The sequence below is a fragment of the Cyanobium sp. ULC082 genome (assembly GCF_977927535.1).
On the sequence record NZ_OZ376398.1, the window covers coordinates 249,744 to 271,376 of the forward strand.

General features: G+C 65.3%; 20 protein-coding genes. 7 read left to right on the forward strand and 13 right to left on the reverse strand.

Features of this window, described 5'->3' with window-relative positions; genetic code table 11:
- The first annotated feature begins 34 nt into the window (after positions 1 to 34).
- The 4 genes from ACXMDY_RS10690 (at position 35) to ACXMDY_RS10705 (ending at position 3,547) form a co-directional block, all read left to right on the forward strand.
- The gene (locus ACXMDY_RS10690; RefSeq protein WP_457767608.1) at positions 35 to 1,198 is read left to right on the forward strand and encodes an aromatic ring-hydroxylating oxygenase subunit alpha; all 1,164 of its coding nucleotides are present in this window, start codon (positions 35 to 37) and stop codon (positions 1,196 to 1,198) included.
- A gap of 26 nt (positions 1,199 to 1,224) precedes the next feature.
- Positions 1,225 to 1,614, forward strand: coding sequence for a class I SAM-dependent methyltransferase (locus ACXMDY_RS10695; protein WP_259701223.1), 390 nt, complete (start codon positions 1,225 to 1,227; stop codon positions 1,612 to 1,614).
- Positions 1,545 to 2,711 carry an aromatic ring-hydroxylating oxygenase subunit alpha gene (locus tag ACXMDY_RS10700; RefSeq protein WP_259701197.1) on the forward strand — a complete coding sequence of 389 codons (1,167 nt, stop codon included), beginning with the start codon at positions 1,545 to 1,547 and terminating at the stop codon, positions 2,709 to 2,711. Before ACXMDY_RS10695 ends, ACXMDY_RS10700 begins: the two co-directional genes overlap by 70 nt.
- 332 nt (positions 2,712 to 3,043) lie before the next feature.
- The gene (locus ACXMDY_RS10705) at positions 3,044 to 3,547 is read left to right on the forward strand and encodes a class I SAM-dependent methyltransferase (RefSeq protein ID WP_259701198.1); all 504 of its coding nucleotides are present in this window, start codon (positions 3,044 to 3,046) and stop codon (positions 3,545 to 3,547) included.
- 213 nt (positions 3,548 to 3,760) lie between these two features.
- Here ACXMDY_RS10705 and ACXMDY_RS10710 read toward each other — a convergent pair whose 3' ends face one another.
- From ACXMDY_RS10710 to ACXMDY_RS10725, 4 genes are all read right to left on the reverse strand, one after another.
- Positions 3,761 to 4,582, reverse strand: coding sequence for a bluetail domain-containing putative surface protein (locus ACXMDY_RS10710; protein WP_457767609.1), 822 nt, complete (start codon positions 4,580 to 4,582; stop codon positions 3,761 to 3,763).
- Positions 4,495 to 6,165, reverse strand: a complete 1,671-nt coding sequence (locus ACXMDY_RS10715) for a glycoside hydrolase family 9 protein (protein ID WP_457767610.1) — start codon at positions 6,163 to 6,165, stop codon at positions 4,495 to 4,497. The genes ACXMDY_RS10710 and ACXMDY_RS10715 overlap by 88 nt, the downstream gene beginning before the upstream one ends.
- 158 nt (positions 6,166 to 6,323) lie before the next feature.
- Positions 6,324 to 7,016 (reverse strand): helix-turn-helix transcriptional regulator, encoded by a 693-nt coding sequence (locus ACXMDY_RS10720; protein ID WP_259701200.1) that lies wholly within the window; start codon positions 7,014 to 7,016, stop codon positions 6,324 to 6,326.
- Between the two features lie 58 nt (positions 7,017 to 7,074).
- Positions 7,075 to 8,277 carry a pyridoxal phosphate-dependent aminotransferase gene (locus ACXMDY_RS10725; protein WP_259701201.1) on the reverse strand — a complete coding sequence of 401 codons (1,203 nt, stop codon included), beginning with the start codon at positions 8,275 to 8,277 and terminating at the stop codon, positions 7,075 to 7,077.
- Positions 8,278 to 8,547: 270 nt separating this feature from the next.
- Here ACXMDY_RS10725 and speG point away from each other — a divergent pair, with 270 nt between their 5' ends.
- Complete coding sequence (speG, locus tag ACXMDY_RS10730) at positions 8,548 to 9,072, forward strand: spermidine N1-acetyltransferase (RefSeq protein WP_259701202.1); 525 nt, start codon at positions 8,548 to 8,550, stop codon at positions 9,070 to 9,072.
- Between the two features lie 59 nt (positions 9,073 to 9,131).
- Here the strand turns inward: speG and argS are convergent, their stop codons facing one another.
- The 4 genes from argS to ACXMDY_RS10750 form a co-directional block, all read right to left on the reverse strand.
- Positions 9,132 to 10,982, reverse strand: coding sequence for an arginine--tRNA ligase (argS, locus tag ACXMDY_RS10735; protein ID WP_259701203.1), 1,851 nt, complete (start codon positions 10,980 to 10,982; stop codon positions 9,132 to 9,134).
- A 71-nt stretch (positions 10,983 to 11,053) separates the two neighbouring features.
- The gene (locus ACXMDY_RS10740) at positions 11,054 to 13,123 is read right to left on the reverse strand and encodes a protein kinase domain-containing protein (RefSeq protein ID WP_259701204.1); all 2,070 of its coding nucleotides are present in this window, start codon (positions 13,121 to 13,123) and stop codon (positions 11,054 to 11,056) included.
- Between the two features lie 2 nt (positions 13,124 to 13,125).
- The gene (locus ACXMDY_RS10745) at positions 13,126 to 13,998 is read right to left on the reverse strand and encodes a PhnD/SsuA/transferrin family substrate-binding protein (protein ID WP_259701205.1); all 873 of its coding nucleotides are present in this window, start codon (positions 13,996 to 13,998) and stop codon (positions 13,126 to 13,128) included.
- Between the two features lie 56 nt (positions 13,999 to 14,054).
- Entirely contained in the window at positions 14,055 to 14,999 is a 945-nt protein-coding gene (locus tag ACXMDY_RS10750; protein ID WP_259701206.1) for a c-type heme family protein, read from the reverse strand.
- Between the two features lie 417 nt (positions 15,000 to 15,416).
- On the opposite strand from ACXMDY_RS10750, the gene ACXMDY_RS10755 reads away from it, so the two are divergent.
- Entirely contained in the window at positions 15,417 to 15,671 is a 255-nt protein-coding gene (locus ACXMDY_RS10755; RefSeq protein WP_259701207.1) for a hypothetical protein, read from the forward strand.
- 256 nt (positions 15,672 to 15,927) lie between these two features.
- Positions 15,928 to 16,944, forward strand: coding sequence for a hypothetical protein (locus ACXMDY_RS10760; RefSeq protein WP_259701208.1), 1,017 nt, complete (start codon positions 15,928 to 15,930; stop codon positions 16,942 to 16,944).
- Between the two features lie 24 nt (positions 16,945 to 16,968).
- Here ACXMDY_RS10760 and grrM read toward each other — a convergent pair whose 3' ends face one another.
- The 5 genes from grrM to ACXMDY_RS10785 all read right to left on the reverse strand — a co-directional run bounded on the left by grrM (position 16,969) and on the right by ACXMDY_RS10785 (position 21,632).
- Positions 16,969 to 18,117 carry a cyclophane-forming radical SAM/SPASM peptide maturase GrrM/OscB gene (gene grrM / locus ACXMDY_RS10765; RefSeq protein WP_259701209.1) on the reverse strand — a complete coding sequence of 383 codons (1,149 nt, stop codon included), beginning with the start codon at positions 18,115 to 18,117 and terminating at the stop codon, positions 16,969 to 16,971.
- 4 nt (positions 18,118 to 18,121) lie between these two features.
- Entirely contained in the window at positions 18,122 to 18,526 is a 405-nt protein-coding gene (grrA, locus tag ACXMDY_RS10770; protein ID WP_259701210.1) for a GrrA/OscA1 family cyclophane-containing rSAM-modified RiPP, read from the reverse strand.
- A 93-nt stretch (positions 18,527 to 18,619) separates the two neighbouring features.
- On the reverse strand, positions 18,620 to 19,522 hold the full coding sequence (gene grrP / locus ACXMDY_RS10775; protein WP_457767612.1) for an extracellular substrate binding-like orphan protein GrrP: 903 nt from the start codon (positions 19,520 to 19,522) through the stop codon (positions 18,620 to 18,622).
- Positions 19,523 to 19,698: 176 nt separating this feature from the next.
- Positions 19,699 to 20,649: a carboxylating nicotinate-nucleotide diphosphorylase gene (gene nadC / locus ACXMDY_RS10780; RefSeq protein ID WP_259701212.1), complete on the reverse strand. Its 951-nt coding sequence runs from the start codon at positions 20,647 to 20,649 to the stop codon at positions 19,699 to 19,701.
- Entirely contained in the window at positions 20,625 to 21,632 is a 1,008-nt protein-coding gene (locus tag ACXMDY_RS10785) for a TerB family tellurite resistance protein (RefSeq protein ID WP_259701213.1), read from the reverse strand. Before ACXMDY_RS10785 ends, nadC begins: the two co-directional genes overlap by 25 nt.
- Position 21,633: the final 1 nt, after the last annotated feature.

The window sequence follows — 21,633 nt, forward strand, 5'->3', positions numbered from 1 at the left end:
TGATCAACGACACTGTGTCGATTGGGCCCGCTCGATGCGGGAGCCGGAGGCCTTTGCCAGTGAGCAAGCCGCACTGGGTCAGGTCTGGACGCTGCTGGGCCTGACGACCGACATCCCGAACGACAACGACTGGATCCGCTGCAGCCTGGGCGGCGGATCGGTGTTTGTTCAGCGCTTCGGGGCATCGATCAAGGGATTTGAGAATGTCTGTCGCCATCGCTTTCATCCGATTCGCACGGCAGCGAAAGGATCCGGCCTGGTCCGCTGCGCCTTCCATCATTGGGTCTACAACCAGGAAGGGGAAGCGGTGGGCATCCCCCAGTGCAAGAAACTGTTCGGAAGGTCCCCCAAGGAGCTGGGGGCACGGCTGAGGAACGTTGAGATCGCCTGCTGCGGTGTGCTCATCTTTGGACGCTTTGCCCATCAGGTCTCGATGAGAACAGATTCCACCGCGGGCGAAGCGACTTCATCCGAGTGGACCACAGCAGATCCTTCGACTACCAACCAGGACAAGAGTCTTGAGGAGTTTCTTGGTGATGGATGGCCCATTCTGCGGGCGATGTGCCGAGAAGGGATTCGGCCTGGTTACAGCTCCACCGTAGTTCAGGCAAATTGGAAACTGCTTGTTGAGATCACGCTTGAGGAGTATCACGCGTTTGCCGTTCACCCCACCAGCTTTGGAAAGGGAGGCTGGCTCGATCCCGATGAAGCCTATTATCCCAGATTCGATCCACACAGTGCATTCTTCTACGGCGGGCAACAAGGTGACTTGTCGTCCATGACGGCAGATTGCCAGGCTGGAAACTATCAACCCGAAGAGTACCGAATCCTGAACATTTTCCCAAACTTCCTAGTTAATCACAACCTAGCTCTTCACGCATGGTATGTAACGATAACACAGTCAGTCCCTATAGATCATCACTCGACCACGGTTCGGAGCTGGTTTTTCCAAGCCCCTTTCAAGAGGCCTCAAGCCTCATGGTTCAGACTTCAGGTTGAGCAATTCATCAATCTCTGGCTGCCATTCTTTGTTGGAATCTTCAACAGGAAGATCACCCATGAAGATCATGTGATCTGCGAGGCCATGCAGGTCCCTGCGAGTTCAATCAATGAGTCCCCCATACTCGGGCGTGAAGAAAATCGGATCGCCTGGTTCAGGGAGGCCTATTGGAAGGCATTGGCCCAGTCAAGTCGGTAGACAACATTTCAGCCCGGCTGTTTGATTTGCTGGGTCAGAATCTTGGGCCTATTCTCCTAAACATCTGCTGCGATACCAAACGAAAGCTGATCGTGAGCTTCGCGCCCTGCGCCCCCCTGCTCGCCGAGTTGAAGCGCTCTGGTGTTGTCTCCCCGGGTCCCAGCAAAGCCACCGGCGCCTTCACCTTGCGGAAAGAGGGCATCATGGCTGCGGCCAAACGGGGATCTGAGGCCTTCAGGATTCGCCCCGAATTCGTACATACTCCTGATCGTGGTGGCCTTCAGGTTCAATGGCAAGCAGAACCTCCCCCCTGGATTGGCAACAGCGGTGTGACTGGGCTCGCTCGATGCGGGACCCTGAGGCCTTTGCCAACGAGCAGGCCGCCCTGGGCCAGACCTGGACATTGTTGGGGCTAAGCACCGACATCCCCAACGACAACGATTGGATCCGCTGCAGCCTGGGCGGAGTATCGGTGTTTGTTCAGCGCTTCGGGGTATCGATCAAAGGCTTCGAAAATGTCTGTCAGCACCGCTTTCATCCGATTCGCACATCGCCGAGAGGATCAGGCCTGATCCGTTGCGCCTTCCACCACTGGGTGTACAACCAGAAAGGGGAGGCGGTGGGCATCCCCCAGTGCAGGAATCTGTTCGGAGTTTCGCCAAAGGAATTGGGCGCAAAGCTCAGGAAGGTGGAGATCGCCACCTGTGGCGTGCTGATCTTCGGCCGGTTTCCTGCTCAGGCTCCGGCGAAATCGGCTCCAGCCAGCGCAGCAGATCGATCCGGCCCCGGGCTGAACGAAAGTCTTGAGGAGTTTCTCGGCGAAGCCTGGCCGATTTTAAAGGCGATGTGCAGACATGGCATTAAACCCACATTGTTTACCAAGGAGGTCAGAGCGAATTGGAAACTACTGTATGAAATCTCACTGGAGGATTACCACACATTTGCCGTCCATCCCAATAGTCTTGGGAAAAATGGATATCTTGATCTGGATGAAGTTCATTATACGAGATTCGGTCCGCATAGCGGATTTTTTCACAATGGAAAACCTGGCGACTTGTCAGCCATCTCGAAGAGTTGCAGAAGTGAGAATTACCATCCTGAAGGGTATAAAGTTCTACAAATTTTTCCCAACTTAGAAATTGCGCACCATCAGATTACTGATTCAATCTGGTATGTTTTTATCTTGCATTACATCCCAAAAGCGTATGATTGCACAATTTTATGGAGTTGCTATTTCCAGGCGCCATTAAAGCGGGTTCAGGCTTCCCGGCGTGGCCTCATGTTCCGGAAATTGACAAACCTCTTTCTGCCTTTCTTTGTTGGTACTCACCTGAAGCGGATCAACCAGGAAGATCACGTCATCTGCGAAGCCATGCAGACCACGGCGGGCTCAGTCACTGAGGCACCCTTGCTCGGGCTTGAGGAGCAGAGGATCGGCTGGTTCAGAGAGGCCTACCGCGATGCCCTGGCCCGCTCGAACCGGCCGAAAAACTCCAAGGACGACCAGGGATAACGGAACTGCGGCCAGCCAGCCGCCCGGCCATCATCCAACAAGAGCTCCGAGGATGGCAAAGCTGTCCACTCCATCGTTCTGCACCCGCCGTCGAGATCACTTCAAACCGGGCTTTCTGGCAGATTGAAAACAGCCTTCGGCGATTCGATCGGTCGACATCATCGAGAGTGAGATGGAAATCCACTCCACAGATACCTTGCCAATGATAGGGTTGAATCATTGCTCGATCTGCAAGGCGTATCCTGAAGCCAGCTGAAATCGGCGACGCTTATAACAGAATCGCCGGCTGGTGGGAGGCCGAGCTACAGGCCTCAACCCGTGGGCTTGCCTATGTGGAGCGGGCGATTGGCCTCTGCACCGCAAGACAGAAGGCTCTGGATGTGGGGTGTGGAACCGGCGGCCGAATCCTGAGCGCCCTGGAGAAAGCAGGATTTGAGCTGACCGGCCTGGATGTGTCGCAGGAGATGCTGCGCATCGCCAGGGATCATCACCCCACGGTTGCATTCATGTGGGCCGATGTGTGCACATGGGAGCCAGCCGGGCCCTTTGACCTCATCACCGCCTGGGACAGCCTGATCCATGTGCCGCTGGCGCTGCAGGGCAGTGTGCTTGAAAAGCTCTGCCATGCCTTGAACCCCCACGGCGTGATCCTGATCACCGTTGGCGGCAGCAAGGGCGAGCTGACAAGCCGCATGCAGGGCTTGAGCTTTTATCACAGCTCCCTGGATGATCACCACTATCTCGAAGTGATCAAAGCCGCCGGATGCCGGTGCCTTCTGCTGGAGTGCGATCAGTTCCCCGAGGAGCACATGGTGCTGATTGCTGTTAAAGAGTGATGCCGCCCCCCAAGCAGCACAGTGCTGAAGCGCTCCTGAAGATTTCAGTCCTGGGCGGCACTTTCCTGGCTGATCTTGAACCGCCGGCAGCATCCACCGACAGGCCACGAAGATCCTGCCTGTTGTTTCCATTGGCGCTGTGCTTGTTGCCGCCCTGTTGGATGGGGTGCCAAGCAGCGCACTGAACCCCGAGCAGGGTTCTGGCCGGCCCCCTCACACAATCGCCAACGACGTGAGCGCACCACTGAAGCCGGTGATCTCCACGATTGAATCGTTGGCGGCCTGGAAGCCGGCCAGCCCATCATTGAGCGCCAGGAAGGTGCGGGTGCCACCAGTGGCGCCGAGGCTGAAGCTGGCCGCACCGTTGGCCACGAAGCTGCTCGGGGTGAGCACCGCCGCCAGCGCCGTGGCGCTGAGGTCGGTCGCCCGGCCCAGCTCACGCAGATTGGCGGCGGACACGGCCTGTGGGCCGTCGATGCGGTCGCTGCCGATCGCCAGATCGGTGATCTGATCGCGGGCATTGAGCAGCGAATCGCGCAGGCTGGTGAGGCGGAAGGTGTCGGCGCCGCCCAGGCCGGTGAGCAGGTCAGCCGTGGCGCTGCTGCTGAGCAGGTTGGCGGCGGCATTGCCGGTTCGGAAGCTGGGGCTGGGGTCGCTGAAGCCGAGCCGGCCGCTGCCGCCGAACAGGGCCGCGGCCGTGAGCGATCCGCTGCCCCCCAGCGCTCGCCCCTGGCTGGCGTTGAAGCCCACGTTCACGCTGCCGCCGGGCTGAATCGCGCTGGCCCAGGCATCACCGCTCACCGTGTGGCGCCACAGGCCGCCCGCCAGCGCCGTGCTGCTGATCCGCACCCCCCAGGGGGTGCCGCTGGGCCGGTGCGGGCTGTCGAAGCTGAAGTTCCAGCCATTCAGCGGTGCCGTGCCCGTATTGGTGAGCTTGAGCTGCACCGTCATGCCGCCGGTCCAGATCGACCCCCCCACCGACACCGCCAGGTCTGGGCTGGAGGTGATCGGAATGCCGTTGAGCGTCTGGGGCAACGGTGTGCCGGGCTGGGGGTTGGGGTGGGCGTTGGAGTTGGAGTTGGGGTTGGCGTGGGTGTGGGCGTAGGGGTCGGAGTGGGAGTGGGCGTAGGTGTGGGAGTGAGGATCGGCGTCACCGGTGTGCCACTGCCAGGGCGTACGGACATGCCCGGCAGGGCATCGAGCTGGGCATCGGTGAGCGCCCGACCGCCCCGCCGCTCCACGCTGCGGGCGAAGGCACCGGCCAGGCCGGCGTTGTAGTCGATCGCCACCTCGTTGGCCACGAAGTCGTCGCGGAGGTCCTGGTAGGAGAAGTCGTTGGAGCTGCTCGGGCCACCCACCAACGCTCCATAAAGGATGTGCGTGTTGGGCAGGCCATTGCGGAAGCCATCCCAGCCCACCCCCGAAGCCGCCCGGTGATGCGGCTGGCGCGGCGCATTGGCCCCGAAGCCCACCACGTAGCTCGAGTTGCGCGGATTGGCCCCGAGGACATAATCCACCGTGCCCTGGGACAGGCGGCCGTAGGCCCCACCGGGGTCACGCACGTTGTCGGCATAGACATCCGCCAGGAAGGCGGTGTTGGCGGCATAGCGCAGCGAGCCCCACTGGCTGATGTGGCGCAGACCACCGGCGCTGATCGACACGCCGTTGCCGCCGTTCACCCAGTTGTTCAACCAGAGTTCCACGTCCTGCTGAACGCGAACCGAACCTGTGTCTTCCGCCAGGATCACCGCCGTTGCATAAGAAGCGTCGTCCCAGTTGCCCGTCCAGCCGCGCGAGAGGCCGCCGATGTTGTTGGTGTAGATCGACAGCGCCTTGTCGCGGTAGGCCGTGCCGTTGCCGCCAGCGGCGGTCACCGCCCGCGACAGCCAGGCCGCGCCATAGGCCAGCTCATCGTTGAAGCCACTCCAGGAGTTGTAGTAGTTGCGCACCTCCGGTATCGAATCGGAGTAGCGGCCCCGGTAGCGATCCGCGAAGTCGTAGAGCGAAACGGCCCGGCTCAGCAGCACATCGGCGTAGGCCGCCTGGCCGTTCTGGCGGAACAGCACCGACGCCGAAGCCAGCGCCGCCGCCGAACCAGCGGCCACATCGGAGCCGGGCTTGCTCGGCGTCACCGCCATCGCCGGCCGGGCGATCGTCTGGCTTTCCGGGGAGCTCCAGAGGGAATGATCCGCCCCCACATTGCCCACCTGCGCCACGAAGTACCGCGTGGTGCCGGCCGCATCCACACCGTGGGCTTTCAGCAGATAGTCGGTGCCCCAGCGCACGGCGTCGAGCAGTTCATCGGTCTGGCCGGAGAGGGCATAGCCATCGGAGAACTCGATCCCGCCCCACGAGAGGGTGGCGAGCGTGGAGGCCAGCGGCAGGCCGAACTTGGAATGGTCGCCGGCATCGTGATAGCCGCCGGTGAGGTCGAGCGTCAGCCCGGGCTGGAGGTTGGCGGCGGTTTGCCCACCGAAGTACACCCCATCGGCGCCATCCCGCAGGCCGGAATCGCCGCGCCAGTCGATCCGCTTGGTGGCTTCATTGAGATTGCCGGAGCGCTGCGCTTCATAGAAGAGAAAGTTCTTCTGCAGCGCCTCCGCGTAGTTGAACGTCACCCCGGTCAACGGATCAACAGTGGCCATCGCGCAGATCAGATCGCTGCCATGGTCTTAGGCCGGATTCCCCCGCCGGGGCGACCCCCATCGGAGGGTGGTTCGCCGCTCAGGCGGGGGTGAGCACCGGCGTTGCTACGCCCCCCCCCTCGCCGGTGGCCTCAGCGCAGCCGGATCAGCCCCTGACGCAGCGCGATCACCAGGGCCTGCAGGCGGTTACGCGCCCCCATGTTCTGGAGCAGCCGCTTGGTGTACGACTTCGCCGTGCTCGGGCTGATCATCAGCCGCTCGGCGATCTCCCGGTCGGTGAGCCCATCGGCGAGCCCCTCCAGGATCTGGTAATCGCGCGGGCTCAGTTCGCTCACCGGCGCCGGCATCGGTTGCTTCCGCATCGAGGCACTGCGGAAATGGCAGCCGCCGAGTGCCGCCAGCACCGCCGCCTGCAGGGCGCCGCTGTGGAAGGTCATGTCGCGTTCCGCCACCAGCCCATCGATCCAGGCGGCCCGCACCAGGGCCGGGTCGGGATCGGTCCCCGTGCTGATCACGATCACCTTCAGGGCCGGATGCCGCTCCTTCGCCGTGGCGGTGAGAGCCAGCACGTCGCCGCTCTCGAGGCTGTCGGAGCACACCAGCAGCCCGTGGGGCTGCTCGGCCAGACGGCTCAGGCAGCTGCCGGCATCGGTGACCGCACAACCGATCAGCCCGTAACCGAACAGACCGATCGTGTAGCGCAGCAGCAACGGCTCGTTGCCCATCGCCAACGCCACCCGTGGCGGGATCGCCGTGGAGAGCAGCGCCCGGCGCATCACCGTTCGCCGGATCTGCACAACGGGGAGATCGGCGGTGAAATCCAAGGGGGGCGCAAACGGGGTCAGAGCAAGGGCAGGCTATGGCGACAGGAAGGCAAGGCCTTCAGCCCAGCCCCTCAATCCTCCGGTAGGCGACCCAGAACCGCTCCATCTGCTCGGTGGTGCCCAGGCTCACCCGCAGAGCGCCATCGATCAGCGGTTTGCCCGCCATCGAGCGCACCAGGATGCCCGCCGCCCGCAGCTCGCTCTCCACATCGGCCGCTGCTCGACCGGGCCAGAGCAGCAGGTAATTGCCGCCGGCGGCGTGATGGCCTACCCCGGCGGACGCCAGCTGCGCCAGCAGCCAGGCCCGCGCCCGCAACACCTCGGCCACGTAGGCGTCGGTGTAGGCCTGATCGGCCAGGGCCGCATGGGCGGCGGTGACGGCGAAGCTGTTGACGTCGTAGGGACCGCCCACCCGGCTGACCCGGTCGATGAGCGCCGGCGCACCGACCGCGAAGCCGAAGCGCAGGCCGGCCAGACCGGCGGTTTTCGCCAGCGAACGCAGCACCAGCAGGTTCGGGCAGGAGGCGAAGGGATCGGCGTTCCCGGCCGCGGCCAGCAGCGGTGGCAGCACGCTGTCACCGGTGAAGGCCTCGTAGAGCTCATCCACCACCACCAGGGTGCCAGGGGCAGCGGCCGCCAGCTCCAGGATCCGCTGCGGCGCCAGGCGAGTGCCGGTGGGGTTGTTGGGGTTGCAGATCAACAGCAGGCGCGGGGCGGCGGTGTTCCCTGCCACTGGGGTGGCTGAGGTGGCAAGCGCCGCCTGGATCTCTTCGAACGGGAAGGCGAAATCGGGCAGCCGGTAGGGGATCGCCTCGATCGCCATCCCCTGCATGCCGGCGCAGGGGGCGTAGTAGCCGAAGGTGGGGCTTGTGGTGAGCAACCGCTCACCGGGGGCGCCGTAGGCATGAAACACGGCGTGCAGCGCCGCATCGACGCCGTTGAACAGGCCGATGTGGGCGGGGGTGAGGGTTCCTGGGGCGGCGGACGCTTCGGGGACGGGCGCGGCGACCACGAGCGAGCGCACCACCGCTTCACGCAGGCCGTCGTATTCGGGATAGATCGCGTAGTGCTCAGCCGGGAGGGCGCGGATCGCCGCCACCACCTTCGGGCTGGGCCCCACCGTGTTTTCGTTGAAATCAAGCCGCAGCAGGCCGCGGCGCCCCTCCAGCGGCGCGCTGTAGGCCGTGAGGCTCTCCACCTCCGGGCGGGCCGGGGGACCGGAGCGGAACACTGGATTTTCGCCGGGGGTCGGGCTGGTCACAAGGCCAGGATCACGCCGCTTTGAAAGCCATCCTCCCCGGCCACCGGACGGATCGGCTCGCGCCAGGGGCGATCAGTCGACCTTCAAGCCGAATCAACGGCGGCAGGAAGTGAAAAACGATCCTGAATCGGCACTTGCCAACCCGGCGGGAAGCCTCGAAAAGGACGAACAAACCACCCCGCCTGGAGGCTGAATCAGCTTGGCGATCCGCAGACGGCCGATCACCTGTGCGATCGGTCTTAGCTTACGGACACTGACGTCCGGCATCCCATGGAGAAAGCCGAATTGGCTCTGAGGGCACTGGAGCGTGGTGATCTGAGATTCATTCACGATCAGGTGAACAACCGGAGCGTGATGGCCTATTGGTTCGAGGAACCCTATGAATCGTTCGATGAACTGGAAGATCTCTACAACCGACACATCCATGACAATGCCGAGCGACGCTTTGTCGTGGAAACCAAAGACAAGCAACTGATCGGCCTGGTGGAGCTGATCGAAATCGACTACATCCACCGCCGGGCTGAATTCCAGATCATCATTGCACCTCAGCATCAAGGCAAAGGCTTTGCTCGAGTCTGCATCAATAAAGCCCTGGATTATTCTTTTGCCATTCTGAATCTGCACAAAATCTATCTTTCAGTGGCCGTCGAGAACAAGAAGGCGTTGCACTTGTATCACCAGTGCGGCTTCACCGAAGAAGGCCATCTGGTGGACGAATTTTTCATCGAAGGTCGCTATCGCGATGTCAAACGCATGTTCATTCTCCAGGAGAATTATCTCGCCAGTGCCTCATAGCCCCGGCAGGCAATCACCCTCCCTGCCTTGATGCCCTCGTCCTCGCTCCCGCGAACCCATCACATCCGCTCAAGGGTGGGAATGCCGAGCAGACCCAGCCCCAGCTTCAAGGTGGCTGCCGTGAAACGGCTGAGCGCCAGTCGGGAGGAACGGGCCGGTTCATCGGCCTTCAGCACCGGCACCTGGTCGTAGAAGCGGTTGAACACCTGGCTGAGCTCGAACAGGTAGCTGCACAGCCGATTGGGCAACAACTCCTCCTCCACCTCGGCGATCACGGCATCGAATTTCAGCAGTTCGCGCACCAGGGCCCACTCCTGCGGCTCGCTGAAGTGGAGCACCCCCGGCAGCTCCTCCGGCAGCGCCGGGCCTGATGCCCCGGCGGCAGGATCAAGCTGGGCACCCCCCTTGCGGACGATGCCGGCGATGCGCACCACCGCATAGAGCAGATAGGGGGCCGTGTTGCCATTCAGGGCCAGCATGCGATCGAAGCTGAACTGATAGTTGGTGCTCCGGTTGGTGCTGAGGTCGGCGTACTTCACTGCGGCGATGCCCACCGTGGTGGCCGCATGGCGAATGAAGGATTCAGCTTCGGTGCGCTCCTCCTCCGCCAGCCGGCGGCGCAGATCCGCCTCGGCCCGCTCCACCGCTTCATCGAGCAGGTCCTTGAGCCGCACGGTGTCGCCGGAGCGGGTCTTGAGCTTCTTGCCGTCGTCTCCCTGCACCAGGCCGAACGGGACGTGCTCCAGCCGCCGCCCCACCGGCACCCAGCCGGCGCGGCGGGCCACCTGGAACACGGCGGCGAAATGGCTGGCCTGGCCGGCGTCGGTCACATAGATGAGCCGCCCGGCGCCATCGCCTGCGGGCGGAGCGGCAAAGCGGTAACGCAGGGCCGCCAGGTCGGTGGTGGCGTAGTTGAAGCCGCCGTCGCTCTTCCGCACGATCAGCGGCAAAGGCTGGCCGTCCTTGCCCTTCACCCCTTCCAGGAAGACGCAACCGGCGCCGTCATCAGTGACCAGCAGCCCCAGCCCCTCCAGATCGGCCACCACCCCCTCCAGCAGGGGGTTGTAGAACGACTCACCCCGCTCGCTCAGGCGGATGTCGAGGCGATCGTAGATCTGCTGAAACTCACGGCGACTCTGCTCGCACAGCAGCTGCCAGGCCCGGCGGCTGATCGGATCGCCGCTCTGCAGCTTCACCACCTCCTCGCGCGCGGTGGCCTGGAAAGCGGCATCGGCGTCGAAGCGGGCCTTGGCCTGGCGGTAGAAGGCCACCAGATCGCCCAGATCGATGGCATCGGCGGTGGTCAGCGCTTCGGGGGCCACCTGCTTGAGGTGGGTGATCAGCATGCCGAACTGGGTGCCCCAGTCACCCACGTGGTTGAGCCGCAGCACCGGATGGCCGCGGAACTCCAGCACTCGGGCCAGGGCGTCGCCGATGATCGTGGAGCGCAGGTGCCCCACATGCATCTCCTTGGCGATGTTGGGGCTGGAGAAATCCACCACCACCGGCGCCGGCGCCGAGTTGCCGCTCGGCCCGGGCACCGTCGGCACCCCCAGACGCGGATCGGCGAGGCGCCTCGCCACCTCACCGGCCAGCCGCTCGGGTCGCAGGGTGAGGTTGATGAAGCCAGGCCCGGCGATCTGGGGCGGTTCGCAGAGCTCGCCAAAGGCTGGATCATCGGCCAGCTGCTCGACGATGGCCTTGGCAATGGTCCGGGGGGGCAGACCCAGGGGCCTGGCCAGGGCCAGGGCTCCGTTGGCCTGGAAATCACCGAATTCCGACTGGCTGGCCGGCACCAGCTGAGGATCAAGCAGCGCTCCGCTCACCTGGGCCGCCGCCGCCGCATCAGGGAAGGCTCGCTCCAAAGCCGCACGCAGCTGGGCGTTGAGGGCGTGGGCGAGGCGAAGCATGGGCAGCGGTGGCGGCTGGGCGGCCGCCAGGGGGAAACGATCCAGCCCCGATCATCCCTCTCCGGGCGGACTCAGCTGACGTTCAAGCGCCTGCGCAACTCCTGGAGCGTCCCTGCCTCCACACCGAAGCCCTCCAGCGAAACGATCACCGCTTCGAGTTGCTCCCCCTTCGGTCGGTCCCCCAGAGAGGCGAGCACGGTGGCCGCGATCGGTCCGATGAGCTCCACCAGCACCTTCTCGAGATCCGGAGCCGAAGCCGCCGCTTCCGAACCGATCTCAGTTGCCAAGGGGGTGGCGGGCGGGCGGGCTGCAGGAACCGTCAGGACCGGCGAGAGACGAAGGGACTCGGCCTGGGAGAGGAGCTCATCCACCACATCTGGAGGCACGGCCGACTGCAGCAGCAAACGGCGGGCCTCGGGCGGATCAGCGGCGATCGCCGCTCGCAAGGGCTCATCGAAAAGCACATCGGCGATCGGTCCGATGCGTTGGCGCAGCATCGGGACCAGGCTGTCCTGCCACGACCCTGCCGGGAGCACGGCCGGCTGCGGCTCCGTGCCGTGCCCCGCGGTCTCCTGAGCCTCACGGAATGCCGCGTCGACGTCCGTCAGAGAGAGGCCTGCCCCCACCAGCCGCTGACGCAGCGCTTCCACATCCGATCGCGAGACGGTGGATGACGAGCTCTCCAGCAACAGCTCCACCACGGGGCCATAGGTGGCCGTGAGTGTCCGTTGAAGCACAGCCTTGCGAAGGGGACTGAGCTGATCCGACAGCGGCGGCAGGCCGCCCTCATCCGCCCTCGCCCGTGGAGAAGACACCCCGGCCAGTGCGTTAGGCCGATCAAGACGCTGGAGAGCGTCGCCAGCACTCAGCAGGCGCCGGGAAGGAGACTCCGCCAGCAAAGGAGTCAGCCAGTCGATCAGTTCGGGATCCACCAGATCCTCAAGCAGCCAACGTTCCTCGCTCCGGTGATACAGGTCGGAGAGGTTCTGCCCTGTGTAGAGACTGAGGGCCATCACTCCAAGGGCGTAAAGATCCCCCTGAGGGGTGAGACTGCCGAAGCGTGTCCGCTCCGGGGGGCTGTAGAAGGGGCGACAACTGAGAGGTTCGCCTGCAGGAGTGGCACCGGTCGAGCGGGCCTTGAGCAGTCCAAAGTCGACCAGGAACGGTGAACCACCCGTTTCGGCGGGAATCAGGTTCGCGGGATGAAGATCGCCATGGACGATGCCTGCGGAATGGATGGCATCCAGCATCCCCAGCGCCTGACGCAACAGCTCTGCCAGCCTCTGTTTGCGGCGCAGGATGTCGAGCGAACCCTGTAGCGAAACGCCGGGAATGTACTCCTGCAGAAACAGAAAGGAACCACGATGCTCGAATGCATCAACGAACCTGGGCAGGCTGGGGTGGCGTAGACGCTCGAAACAAGCCGCCTCCACCTGAAGAGCATCCAGGTTGGTGGCATCACAGGGGATCAGCTTGAGTACAGCTCGACGATTGCGACTCTGTTCCCGCACCAGATAGGTTCCCCCGCCAGGGGCTGCGCTCAGGGGCCGCTCGAGGCGGTATGGAGTGTCCACCAGCAGAGCTTCGAGGCCGTGTTCCGCCAGGGCCGCACCGGCCTGCTCGCCGATCAGTGCCTCGGCTTCGATGGCATAACAGATCACAGCATTGGGCAGGCCCTTGAGCTCCACGGGTCCCATGGGCACGCATCGCCGCTGGAAGCGGGGGTCGACCAACTCATAGGTGGACTGCACAAAGGCCACGCCGTTGACCGGAGCCGTGGTCTGGAGACGGGAGGCCAGATGCACTCCCCGGCCGATGATGTCGTCGCCATTGACATAGATTTCGCCGGTGTGCAACCCGAAGCGGTGCTGCAGCGATTGGCTGCCGCGACGGGTGATTCGCAGGACCACATACTCCACGAATTCCAGGGCCTGGGTCGGAGCGTCAAAAGTGGCCAGGATTCCATCACCAAGGCTCTTCACCAGGCAGCCTCCATGGCGCTGCACAGCATCACGGATCATCGCCAGATCCTCCTTGATTCGCTGAATGGCAATCAATTCATCGGCGAAGATCTGCGCCGATGAATCCACTACATCACTGAACACAATCACCTTGAGATGGCGTGTCTGGGAAGGATGCATGCTCATCTCGCCACCTTGGCTCCATACACCCGATAGGGCTGCCCATCGAGGGGAAGCTTCCAGGATTCCACGCTCTCCACAATTGCTCTGAGCGGCTGGATCGCCTGTTGCTCCGGCAGCACACCGGCAGCGTACCCAAGGCCGACCGGCATCTGGGAAGCATTGGCATCGAGGGCTCGTAGAAAAGGGATGTAGTCGGAGCTGGCCAGGGAATCGCTCAGCACCAGCGCCCCCTGCGGCAGGGAATGCTCATCCAAGTGCAGACGCCGCAACACTGGGGATGGGACAGCCAGAGCCTCATCCCAGGCGATCGCGTCAACCTCTCCACGCTCCAGCAGGGAGAGGAGAGATGCATGATTGAGAGCATAGCTGACGCGCGAGAGATTCAGTCCATGCAAGTTGTAAAGAGGCAGATAGAAACCCGTGAGTGATCCACGTGGCAGCAAACCGATTCTGGCCTGATGCAGATCCTGGAGACCACGGAATCGGCTCGACTGCTGCACCAGGATCGCTGAACGGGAGTGGCGACTGGAGGCAAGAGATCGCACTGATTTGTAGCCCGCTGACGGGCCGAGGGCAACGGCAGTGAGCCCAGGAGGAAGAAAGGCCAGATCCCAGTGACGTTCGTTCAGACGGGTGCGGGCCCGATCAACACTGGTCAGTGGCTCCAATTCAACATCGCAGCGGCTGGCCTGCAGCAGCAAAGACTTGAGCGCCTGCAGATCGGCGTCGCGAAACTGAGGAGCCGTGCTGGTGCTGCCCTCACTCGGAGCCAGCAGCCCCACCCTGAGCACGCCCGAGGGGCCGCAGAGGACAGAACCCGAACCAGGACTGGAGGCACAGGCGCCGAGGACAAAGGCGAACAGAATCAACACCGATCCTGCTCCCCTGCTCCTCCATCGCTTGAACCGGCGCTGCCAGCGGCCAGTCATCAGGGCTTCTGTCGATCCTTGAGCATCTGCATCGAAATCGCCAGGCTCTGTTTCATCCTGTCGAAGCTTCTGGCCAGGAGACCGATCTCGTCGGCGCGGCTCTTCTCAGCGAAGCTGACACTGACCGGGGTGACGCTCGCCTCCTCGGCCTTCTGGCTGATCAGGCGCATGGGCCTGAGGATCAACCGATTGAGAACGGAATTGGCCGCCAGACCGACAACCACGAACACAAGAGCCAACAGCAGAGCCGTGGTGAGCAGCGACTGCCGCTTCGCCTTGAAGACGGCATCCTGGGGCACAGTGACGATCTGGGCGCCGACCACCTCGTGGAGCTGCCATCCAAAACCGTTGCTGTCGCCATAGGCCAGCAACTGGCTGCGAGGCGCACGCTCGGGCGTGGAATGGCAGACCAGACAACTGCCCTTGGAAATCTTGATCGGTCGAGCCAGATAGTGAAAGCGTCCCAGGGGCGTGGCCTTCTCTCCACTGAGGGAGGCCGTGTTTGGCGCCTCCCTTAACGCCTGGATGATCGAAGTCTCAAATGTGTCGGCCTTGTCCTTGAGGTTGGTGGGGTTGAGCGCGGCTTCTCGATAGGAATATTGCTTGTATTCTGGCTTGGCTTGCTTGAGATATTCGAATACGGAGGTGGCTGAGTAGCTGGGGACAGCTTCCGGCCGGAACTCACCGGGGCCCTCATTGAGAGGCGCCACAATCGGATTGACGTCCTTGCTGGTGTACTCCCTAACAGCCAGCATGCTGTCCATGAAAAATCCTGAGCGCTGATCAATCAGCCCCCTGGCCTGCCATGCGAACAACTGATCAAGCAACAGCACCGCCACCAGGATCGATGCAGTGAACACCACAGCCAGAGTGATCGCCAACTGTTGCTTCAGGGGCCTGCTGCCATCTCCACCGAGCAGACCCAGAATCTGTGGAACCTTCAAAGCCCGATCGCAACCAAACCCGAGCCAGGTTACGGACAATCGACTTTTCTGCCCACAGCCCGTGATGAACGCAATACGGGCGACCAAGGCAAACTCTCCGTCCGATCAGGCACCCACGTGGTTGAGCCGCAGCGCCGGCTGGCTGCGGAACGCCAGCACCCGGGCCAGGGGGGCAGATCAAGGGGCCTGGCCAGGGCCAGGGCTCCGTTTCCGTTGGCCTGGAAATCACTGAAGTCCGGCCTGGAGGCAGACGCCAGCTGGCCCACCTCGGGGAAAACCCTCTCCATGGCTGCGCGCAGCTGCGGCAGGCACTGCCCCTGATCATCCCTCCCCAGCGCACACCATGACGGCCCCAAACGCGCCGTCCGTCGAGGTGGCTCTGTTCCTGGAGGCAACGGAAGCCGCCTTCGCGGCGGGGTGGGCATCGACATTGATATCGCCCTGCTGGGGGGCTACCAGGGTGTGGTGGTGGCCAGCGACTGGTGGCTGCACACCCACGGCGATCAGGCCCCTGCCGTGATCAGGAGCCTGCTGGGGGCAATCCGCTGGGGACTGAATCCGGCCCACCGCGAGGCGCTGATCCCGATGCTGCAGCGCTGCGTGACAGGAGCCGAAGATCCGGAGCTGGCCAGCCGGATCGCCACGGGCCTGTTCGGCCCCGTCAGCCAGTAGCTCAGCGATGGAACCATGGCTGCCAGCGATCTCGCCGTGGTGCTGGGCCTGTACAACGAAGCCCATGGCACCCAGCTGAACCTGGAAGAGATGCAGGACTGGAGCAGCACCGCCTACCTACCCAACTGAGGGTGGGGAGGATCAATTCCAGCCAGCACAGCCAGCCACACCCGACCCCCCAAAGGCCGCTCGAACCAGCCCGGCAGCCCAGAGCTGACGAACAACGCTTGAATGGGCGGGCGCGGCGCGACCGTTGATGCTGCAACCCTTCCCGCCCCCGCTGGCACGCACCCTGGTGGGCGGGCTGCGCGATCTGATCGCCGTGGAGGGGGGCGCCACCCCTGAGCAGGCGCGGTTGCTGCGCAGCCTGGCGGTGCACCTGCTCGGGCTCATCCCCGACGAACTCACAGCCATCGCGCCGCTGCCACCGCCTGCCCTGGCCCTGCAGCTCACCGGCGAGGAGAGCCGCCGCCGCTTCCTGCAGCTGGCGATCATGCTTGAGCTCTGCCGGCACCCCCGCAGCGAGGCTCAGCTGCAGCGGCTGGAGGCCTTCAGCAACGCGCTCGGCCTGCAGGGCGTGGAGCTGCGCCTTGTGCAGGACCTCTTCCATCGCACGGCGGCGGACGCCACCGCCGACTTCGTGCGTTGCTACGCCGCCTTCCTGCCGGAGCTCTCCTCACGCCACGGCGCGGCTGCGGGCACGGATCTGGGCGATGCCTTCTTCGCGCAGGTGCAGGGGCTGCGCGATTGCCCCCACGGCAGTCTCGGCTGGGCCTTCGCGCAGTTCTATGCCCGCAACGGCCTGCCGCTGCCCAGCCGCGACACGCCCAACCCCGCCTACTACGTGACCCATGACATGAACCATGTGATCACCGGCTACGAGCCCACGGGGCCGGGCGAGATCGCCCTGGGCGCCTTCAAGCTGGCGCTGCGCAACGACGACGCCAACTGGATGGCCTCGCTCGCCAACTTCCTGATCCACGAGGTGGGCCTGTTCGTGCACGGCGACAACAACCAGTTCGAGCCCTACGGCGGCGACGGTGAGCCCTACAACGGCCTGAACGGCAAACGGGGCGCGCTTGATCTGCCGGGTGCGCCCGAGCTGCTGGCGGAAGCCTGGCGCCGCGGCGCCGCCTGCAGCGGCGATTTCAGCCGGCTCGACCACCTGGCCTTCGCCACTGAGCCCCTGCTGGAGATCCGCCGCCGCTTCCACGTGCTGCCGCTGGAGCGGCCCATGCTCGATCAGCCGGAGTTCTGGCCTTCGGGTGCCTGATTGTGCCGCGCCCGAAGGCTCGACTCAGCCGGTGAGCTCCAGTTCCCGCTCCAGGCCCGCCATCACCACATCGGCGCTGAGCTTGATGCGGTAGCGGCAGGCCTGGGTTTCACTGCAGTCGAAGGTGCCGCGCTCCCAGTATTTGTTGCTGCCGGCGCCGCCGCCGCAGAGGCCGAAGTAGTCGCACTCGGCGCGGCAGCGGGCCACACCGGCGCGGATCTCAGCGAGCACCCGCTGGAACTTGGCGCTCTCCACCACCGAGGCCAGGCTGTCGGTGCTCACGTTGCCGAAGGCGAAGTCGCCGTAGGCGGCGGTGGCCACCGACAGCAGCTCGGGGTCGAAGGTGGAGAAGTTGCCACGCGCATCCACGTTCACGATCGCGAACGGATGGTTCATGTCGGTGCGTGCCAGGCGCTGATCGCCGCAGGCCAGGCCGGCGATCTCCTCGAACTCCCGCAGGCGCAGGGCACCGGGCTGGGCCCGCAGCCGCTCCCAGAAACGCTCCAGAAACGCCTGGTAGCGCGCCTCCGAGCGTGGCCGCGAGAGGGTGGAGCTGAGGTTCTCCCCTTCGGTTTCCTCCATGTTGAAGGCCAGGTTGTCGATGCCTTCGCCGACGAAGAAGTCGAACAGGGTGTCGGCGTGATCGAGGGCGTCGTCGGTGAGCACGGCGATCACCTGGAAGGGGATGCCACGGCGCTGCAGCCAGCCGATGCCCCGCAGGCTGGCGGCGTGGCTGGGCAGGCCGGTGCGGGTGCGGCGGTGGGCGTCGTGCAGGAAGGCGGGGCCATCGAGGCTCACGCCCACATGGATGTCGTTGCGCTCGAAGCAGTCGCACCAGGCGGCGTCGATCGTCATGGCGTTGGTCTGCAGCGACTGCTCGATCCGCAGCGGCGGCCCCTGCCGACGCGCCAGCACCTGGCCGATCAGGGCCGTGGCCTCGTCGTAGAAGGCGATCGGCATGGTGAGCGGCTCACCGGCATGCCAGAGCAGGGTGAAATCACCGGTGGCGTAAGGGCTCTCCAGCACCCGCTCCAGGGTGCGCTCCAGCAGCTCCAGCGGCAGGCGGCTGCGATCGTCGCGGCTGGGCAGATAGCAGTAGTCGCAGTCGAGGTTGCAGAACGGGGTGGGCTGCACCACCAGCAACCGCAGCGGGCCGAACGTTTCGGGGTTCAACGGCTCACCAGAAGTTGCGGAAGCCACCGCCATTGCGGAAGCCACCATTGCCGAAGCCGCCGTTGCGCCAGCCGCCGCCGTTGCGGAAGCCCCCGTTCCAGAACCCGCCATTGCGGAAGCCACCGTTGTAGAAGCCGCCGTTGCGCCAGCCCACCCGCGGCCCGTTCACGAACACGTAGGCCAGCACATCGTCGGGGATGGCCCTGGCTGCAGCTGATCCGGTTTCCCGCTCGCGAACAGCCCCGGCGATGCGGCGCAGGCGGCCCTCCACGCCGAGGCTGTCCAGATCGGGGCCGTCATGGCGAGAGCTGGCGGCGGCGGACGCCAGGGCCTCGGCGGCGGGAATCAGCGGCAGGATCGCCAGGAAAAGCAGAAAGCCGAACAGCCTGAGACGTGGTAAGGAAGCCATCGGAGGTGAAACCTGGAGAACGAAAAAGCGGAAGGCGGAAAGCGGTGGTCCGGGGAAGCCTGGAAGTGAACGGTGGGTCGTGAGCAGGAAGCTTCAGGGAGAGGCTGGCGTGGCAGACGCCGCGGCGGGGCCCTGGGGGCGGATCGCCTCGTGATTCAGCAGCACCGATTCGAAGTAGGTGCGAATCCGCTCGGACGGCACCCCCAGCACCCCTTTGGGCCCCACCCAGCGGTCCACGCTGGCCACCGCTGCGGGATCGCCGTCCACATAGCCCTGCAGCAACCGGGCGATCGCCAGGTTGGTGAGGTCGCGGAAGGCTGAATCGTTCTCAGGAACGATGCAACCCACCGCATAGCGCTCATAGGGCTGCTCCGGCATCACCACCAGACCGGTGGCACCCAGGCTGTTGGCCTGGCCGGTGAGCAGGTTGGTGTCGCCCATCACGCCATCCAGCCGGCCGGCCTTCAGCGCGACCACCGCCTCAGCCAGGTTGGCGAAAGGAACCAGGCGGGCCTGGGGCTGAATGCCCTTCAGCACCGCCTCGCCAAGGGAGCCCGGCACCGCGCCGATGCTGCGGCCCAGCAGGGAGGCGGGGGAGCCGTCGATCTTGCCCGCCGGAGCCAGCACCCGGATGCCGGAGAGCCCGATCGGCAGGGTGTAATCCACCTGGGCATCGCGGGCCCAGGAGAAGGGCACGCCGCAGGCGAGGGCCAATTCTCCCTTGCCCACCCGTCGCACCAGTTCGGCGGGCTCGCTCACCGCTTCGAAGCGCACGGTGATCGGCCGGCCCAGAGCAGCGGCCAGCTCAGCCTGGACGCGGCGCACCACCTCCACCCCGTAGCCGGCCGGCTGGCCGCTGCTGTCACGGAAGCTCAGGGGGGGCAGGAGGGGTTCGCTGCCCACCACCAGCTCGCCAGTGCTGGCAACGCGTTGCAGCACCGACCCGGCCCGGGCCTCGGCGGCCGGCAACACGGCCGCGAGCAGGGCAAGGGTCACTGAGCTGATCCGCAGGCTCCGGCTCAAGAAGCGGCAGAACGGCATGGCAAGCAGCGTCGAAAACCCTCCGACACTCTGCTGCCAAGGGGCGCGCAACGCCACAGGCCCACAAGCAAAGGCACAAAGCCACCGATCCCTCCCATCCAGGGCGCCCGGAACCAGCACCACGGCCGCGTTCAGCGGCCGGGCGGAAGGTGGCGCATGCTCAGATCCAGCCAGCGGCTGCGGGTGACCGGCGCACTGGTGGAGATCAGATCGATGCCGGTGGTGGCGTAGGCCCGCAGCTGCTCGGGTTGCACCCCCGACGCTTCCAGCACCACCGCCCGCCCCTGCGCCACCGCCAGCTGCCGCAGCTGCGGCACCAGCGCCTGCAGGGCCTCCGGGGTGAATTCATCAAGCAACACCGCGTCGGCGCCGGCGGCCACGGCAGCTTCCGCCTCGGCGGCCGTTTCCGCCTCCACAATCAGCCGCGCCGGCCAGGGCGCCGCCGCCCGCACCGCCGCGATCGCCGGGCCCACCCCACCGCTCCAGGCCAGGTGGTTCTCCTTGAGCATGGCCGCGTCATCGAGGCCGAAGCGGTGGTTCAGCCCGCCACCGCAGCGCACGGCGTACTTCTCCAGCAGCCGCAGCCCGGGCGTGGTCTTGCGGGTGTCGGCCAGGGCCACGCCCGTGCCCGCCAGCTCGGCCACCAGCAAGGCGGTGGCGGTGGCGATGCCGCTCAGGCGCATGGCCAGGTTGAGGGCGGTGCGCTCCGCCGCCACCAGGGCGTCAGCCGCCCCCTCCAGTTCCAGCAGCCGCTGACCGCTCGCCACCGGCTCCCCATCGGCCACCTGCACCCGCACGGCCAAGGCGGGATCCAGCAGCCGGAACAGAGGCTCCACCAGCACGCCGCCGCAGAACACCCCATCGGCCTTGGCGATCCAGTGGGCCCGGCCCCGGGCGCCCGCCAGGGCGGGGGCGGTGAGGTCGCCGCGGCCGAGATCTTCGGCCAGCCAGCTGCGCAGCTGCTGCTCAAGGGCAGGGCTGAAGGGCAGCAGCGGCGGCGGGGCAGGCAAGGGGCAGGCGGGGGAAGGGAGCAGCAGGCGGCGGCAGGCGCGACGGATCAGCCCATGATCGGCGCCGGCCATTCCGGCTCACGGCCACGGGGCAGCACATTGAAGCGGCGGCGCACCTCCTCCAGCGGCTCGGCGAAGTGGTCCCAGGGGTCGATGGCGGCGATCAGATCCACCGACACCTGGGCGCCATGGGCCATGCCGGCGAACAGGCGCTCCACATCGAGCGCATCGCGTTCGCCCGGGATGAACGGCGTGGCGCCGATGCCCAGCTCGAACTCCGCCAGGCCGAACATCAGCACATAGAACGGATCCACCCGCTCAAAGCCCGCCTGGAAGCCGAGCACGGCCCCCTCTTCGGCGGCGGTGGTGCCGTAACCGCCGAGCACATGGCAGCAGTCGTGGTGCATCACCGGCGGCGGTGGGCCGCCGATCTCTCCGGGGAAGCCGAAGTGGTTGCGGTCGATGAAGGCGGCATAGGCCAGCCCGAAACTGCCGGCGGGGTAGTGGCGCAGGGCGCGGTAGCGCTCGGCCATGGCCGGATCCTCCTGCCGCAGCAGCACCCGCGCCACCCCCAGGGCACCGCGCAGCCCTTCCTGCTCCAGCGTGGCCCGTGCCGCCGAGGCGATGAAGCCGCGCCGGCCGATATCGAAGCGCACCAGGGCCAGCCGCTGCTCCATCACCTGCCGGAAGGTGCGCACCGGCGCCGGGTCCACCGCCAGGGCGGCAGCCGCCTGCTCCAGCAACTGCTGCTGCGCCGGGGTGGGCTCACCATCGAACAGGGCCACCAGGGTCATGCCGCGCAGGATGCGCTCCCGCCACTGGGGATCGGGGTTCACCGCCCGCACCCGTTCGGCGAGCTGGGCCGGCGTGATCGGCGGCAGGGAATCGAGATCGCAATCAATCCGCAGCAGGTGATCACGCACACCGCCGATAGCGGCGAGGGCTTTGGCCGACGGCGCGCCATTGCAGCGAGCCACCGTGAGCAGGGCGGCCAGGCCGGCGGCGCCGATGGCCTGGCGCTGCTCCACAGGAAGCTGGGCCCTGGGATCGATCACC

Excerpts from the sequence above, each read along its gene's own strand:
- nadC (WP_259701212.1), bottom strand. The coding sequence starts at position 20,649 with ATGGCCGGCGCCGATCATGGGCTGATCCGTCGCGCCTGCCGCCGCCTG.
- ACXMDY_RS10740 (WP_259701204.1), bottom strand. The coding sequence starts at position 13,123 with ATGCATCCTTCCCAGACACGCCATCTCAAGGTGATTGTGTTCAGTGAT.
- ACXMDY_RS10690 (WP_457767608.1), top strand. The coding sequence starts at position 35 with ATGCGGGAGCCGGAGGCCTTTGCCAGTGAGCAAGCCGCACTGGGTCAG.
- argS (WP_259701203.1), bottom strand. The coding sequence starts at position 10,982 with ATGCTTCGCCTCGCCCACGCCCTCAACGCCCAGCTGCGTGCGGCTTTG.
- ACXMDY_RS10700 (WP_259701197.1), top strand. The coding sequence starts at position 1,545 with ATGCGGGACCCTGAGGCCTTTGCCAACGAGCAGGCCGCCCTGGGCCAG.
- speG (WP_259701202.1), top strand. The coding sequence starts at position 8,548 with ATGGAGAAAGCCGAATTGGCTCTGAGGGCACTGGAGCGTGGTGATCTG.
- grrA (WP_259701210.1), bottom strand. The coding sequence starts at position 18,526 with ATGGCTTCCTTACCACGTCTCAGGCTGTTCGGCTTTCTGCTTTTCCTG.
- ACXMDY_RS10760 (WP_259701208.1), top strand. The coding sequence starts at position 15,928 with ATGCTGCAACCCTTCCCGCCCCCGCTGGCACGCACCCTGGTGGGCGGG.